Below are 2,706 nucleotides of genomic sequence, written 5' to 3'. Positions count from 1 at the left end.
CAATCTCCCAGGCCTCATCCACTTCCATCAGCAACTCAGCACGTGTTTGGTCGTAGGCAGCGCGGTAGTAATCAGACTTCATGCTTGCGATTTTTTCCATACCACGGCGTGCGGCTTTATTGTAGCGGTCTACGCGGAGAACTTCTTTGTATTCTTCCTCAGCTTCGTCGTATTTTCCTAGGTTTTGGAGACCTCCTGCACGGTAGAGGTTCGTTGCTATTTCAGCTGTGACCGTGTCTGTTTTTGCATGCACTGAACCTTCTATCGCAATTCCTTCAGCAGCTATGCCGTCATCACTTAGCGAAGCGAATCCAAGTTGATGAGATTCTAGAACAACCACCTCACTCTCAGGCTCGGGGTTATTCATGAAGCTATCAATATTCTCTCTTGTTATTGCGTAGTCGCCAGAGCGATTCCCCCCAGTGACAACATTTGAAAGGCCTTTCTTAGCTTTAGGCATTCTGGCTGTTTTGAAGCTGTTTTCCCCAGAAAACCCACCCCCGCCAGAGCCATCCCCGTCTCCCCAGCCATCGCCGAAGTCATCTCCGTTACCAAATTCTAGAGAAGGCTGTGCCACCGATGCATCTGGCACCGGAACAGCTGTTGGGTCCGCCATATTAGAAGCAATGACCTTCGCCATACTTGAACTCGGAGCCGACGGCTTGCGCGCCACTCCATTGGTCATTTCTGGTCTCTCAATGCTTTCCTCATCTACGCTGAACGCATAGCTCGCCTCACTCTTCTCACCTTTGTTTTTGTTCTTTTTAGCAAAAAGTCTCCCATTCACAGGCACATCACCGACCAATGGCACAGCCTTGCTCTGTGGTTTAGCCGGCAGGTTTTGGGTAATTTTCTTACTCGGCATTTTAGCCTTTTCCTCTCCAACCCACCTCCGTTCATCCGTAGGAGCTGGGGCGGTGTTCTCAGCAAACGCATCGTACTCCGTGACATCGTTGAAATCCTTTTTCCCTTCTAACTTATCGACTGGGGTTGCGGGAGTTTTCGGAAACACAGCGCTGTCATCGGCAAATGGATCATCTGAAGCTTCGGATTGAGGGGCTCTATCTGCCCAAACAATTTCAGATTCTCTAAAGTATAATTCACTTTGTTCTTCCCCGTCACTAGGCGCTGCAGAGTACGAAATGATCTCAGGAGCCGATTTGACATTCTGTGTCACCTCCAAGGGAAACATCAATGCCATGATGAACAAGGTGACTAGCAAGCAAGCGGCTATGCTCATGAAGCTACGCCATTGGTGGTGGCTGGTGCTTGGTTCCGGTTGTACGGCTGCGGAAACCACTGGCTCAGTCTTCTGCCCAAGTTTTTCAAGCACGCAGTTGCGACGCTCACCTGAGAGTTTCCACTCGGCATCGTCATCTGGAAGAACCGCCGATGCGATACCTCCGTGGAGTTCACACATTTCCACATAAAATTGTTTCAAGCCCGAGTCCTCGGCGATCATCCGCTCGAGCTCCGCTTTTTCGAAGGCACTGGCTTCGCCTAACACCATGGCCACAATGCGCACTTCGACCTCCGGGTCGTGCCACACACCTATAGTTTCATCATTCATGGTTGTTGTTTCCTTTCTATAAAATTATTCAGCACCATCCACTCCCACACGCTTGAGCCCGTCGCCTAGCGACTTGAGCAGGTGGTGGAGTCGGTAACCGACATTGCCCACGCCAATGCCCAGTTTCTCACCGATGCTTGCGTAGGATTGGTCTTCTTCATACTTCAGCCGGATCAATTCGCGATCCGGCTCCGACATTTCGGCCATCAAGGCCCGTAACTGAGCGGCTACTTCTAGCCGGCGGGTTTGTTGGTCTGGTAGAACGTGCGATTCCTCGTGGAGTTCCTCTTCACTCAGCGACTCGCGCTTGTGTTTGCGCAGGTGGTTGAGGGCTAAATTGCGCACGGCTCGGTAGAGCCAGGCTTTCGGTTGTTCGACTTCGTGCCAATGTTGGTGGGCGCGCATGAATGCTTCTTGCACTAGCTCCTCGGCGACCTCGCGGCGGCGCACTAAAGAATACGCATAGCGCAGCAGCGGCGACTCTTCATCGCGAAAGCAGTCTTCTATAGACACTTTCGGAGTACAGGTTTCGGCTTGTTCGGGAGTTCCCATCAACTTGTATTGGCACGGGGTCATGAGTTTGTGACATCGCGTTCTATTAAGTACGACACACCAACTTGGATATCCTTAGAACATTTTCACACTTTTTTCATCGTTAGAATAATCAGCCCCGCTAAAATGCTTCTGTGGTCTACCTCATCATCGCGATTGCCTTAGCTATTGCAGGCTTTCTCGCCTTCTCAAAAAAACTCAACAGTTCCAGTGCGTGGCGAGCTACATTGACCCCCTTAGCCTCGATCATGGGCAGTGGGTTTTTGGTCTGCGCTCCGTTGATTGGTGGGATAGCTGGACCCGCGTCACTCTTCTTTATGATTGGGTTGCTGGTAGTCGCCTACTGCGTGGGTGAAGCTATTCGCTATAATATTCAGTATTTTGAACCCGTGTAAAATGCAAAGCATGGCACGGCTCAGCGGGTGGCTCTGGCCTCCAGAATGGTCTTAGCTTTGGCATATTTCATATCCGTCGCCTACTACCTTCAGCTGTTAGCTGTCTTCGTGCTCCATATTTTTGGTATCGATTCAGCCATTGCTGCCAAGTCCTTCAGTTCGACTATTCTCATTGGAATCTCGGTGATT

General features: G+C 50.7%; 2 protein-coding genes and 1 pseudogene. 1 reads left to right on the top strand and 2 read right to left on the bottom strand.

All coding sequences use genetic code 11. The features are described from left to right. Positions 1–1,570 (bottom strand): annotated as a pseudogene (locus ABGY95_RS04355) (hypothetical protein); the annotation flags it as partial. Between the two features lie 24 nt (positions 1,571–1,594). Further along, positions 1,595–2,146, bottom strand: coding sequence for a sigma-70 family RNA polymerase sigma factor (locus ABGY95_RS04350; protein ID WP_347440477.1), 552 nt, complete (start codon positions 2,144–2,146; stop codon positions 1,595–1,597). A 110-nt stretch (positions 2,147–2,256) separates the two neighbouring features. On the opposite strand from ABGY95_RS04350, the gene ABGY95_RS04345 reads away from it, so the two are divergent. After that, positions 2,257–2,517 (top strand): hypothetical protein, encoded by a 261-nt coding sequence (locus ABGY95_RS04345; protein WP_347440476.1) that lies wholly within the window; start codon positions 2,257–2,259, stop codon positions 2,515–2,517. The last annotated feature ends 189 nt before the right edge of the window (positions 2,518–2,706 follow it).

The organism is Rubritalea sp., assembly GCF_039830215.1.
GTDB lineage: Bacteria > Verrucomicrobiota > Verrucomicrobiia > Verrucomicrobiales > Akkermansiaceae > Rubritalea.
The sequence above is the reverse complement of the archived record's forward strand: the minus strand, read 5'-3'. Positions and strand labels throughout refer to the sequence as shown.

Excerpts from the sequence above, each read along its gene's own strand:
- ABGY95_RS04350 (WP_347440477.1), bottom strand. The coding sequence starts at position 2,146 with ATGACCCCGTGCCAATACAAGTTGATGGGAACTCCCGAACAAGCCGAA.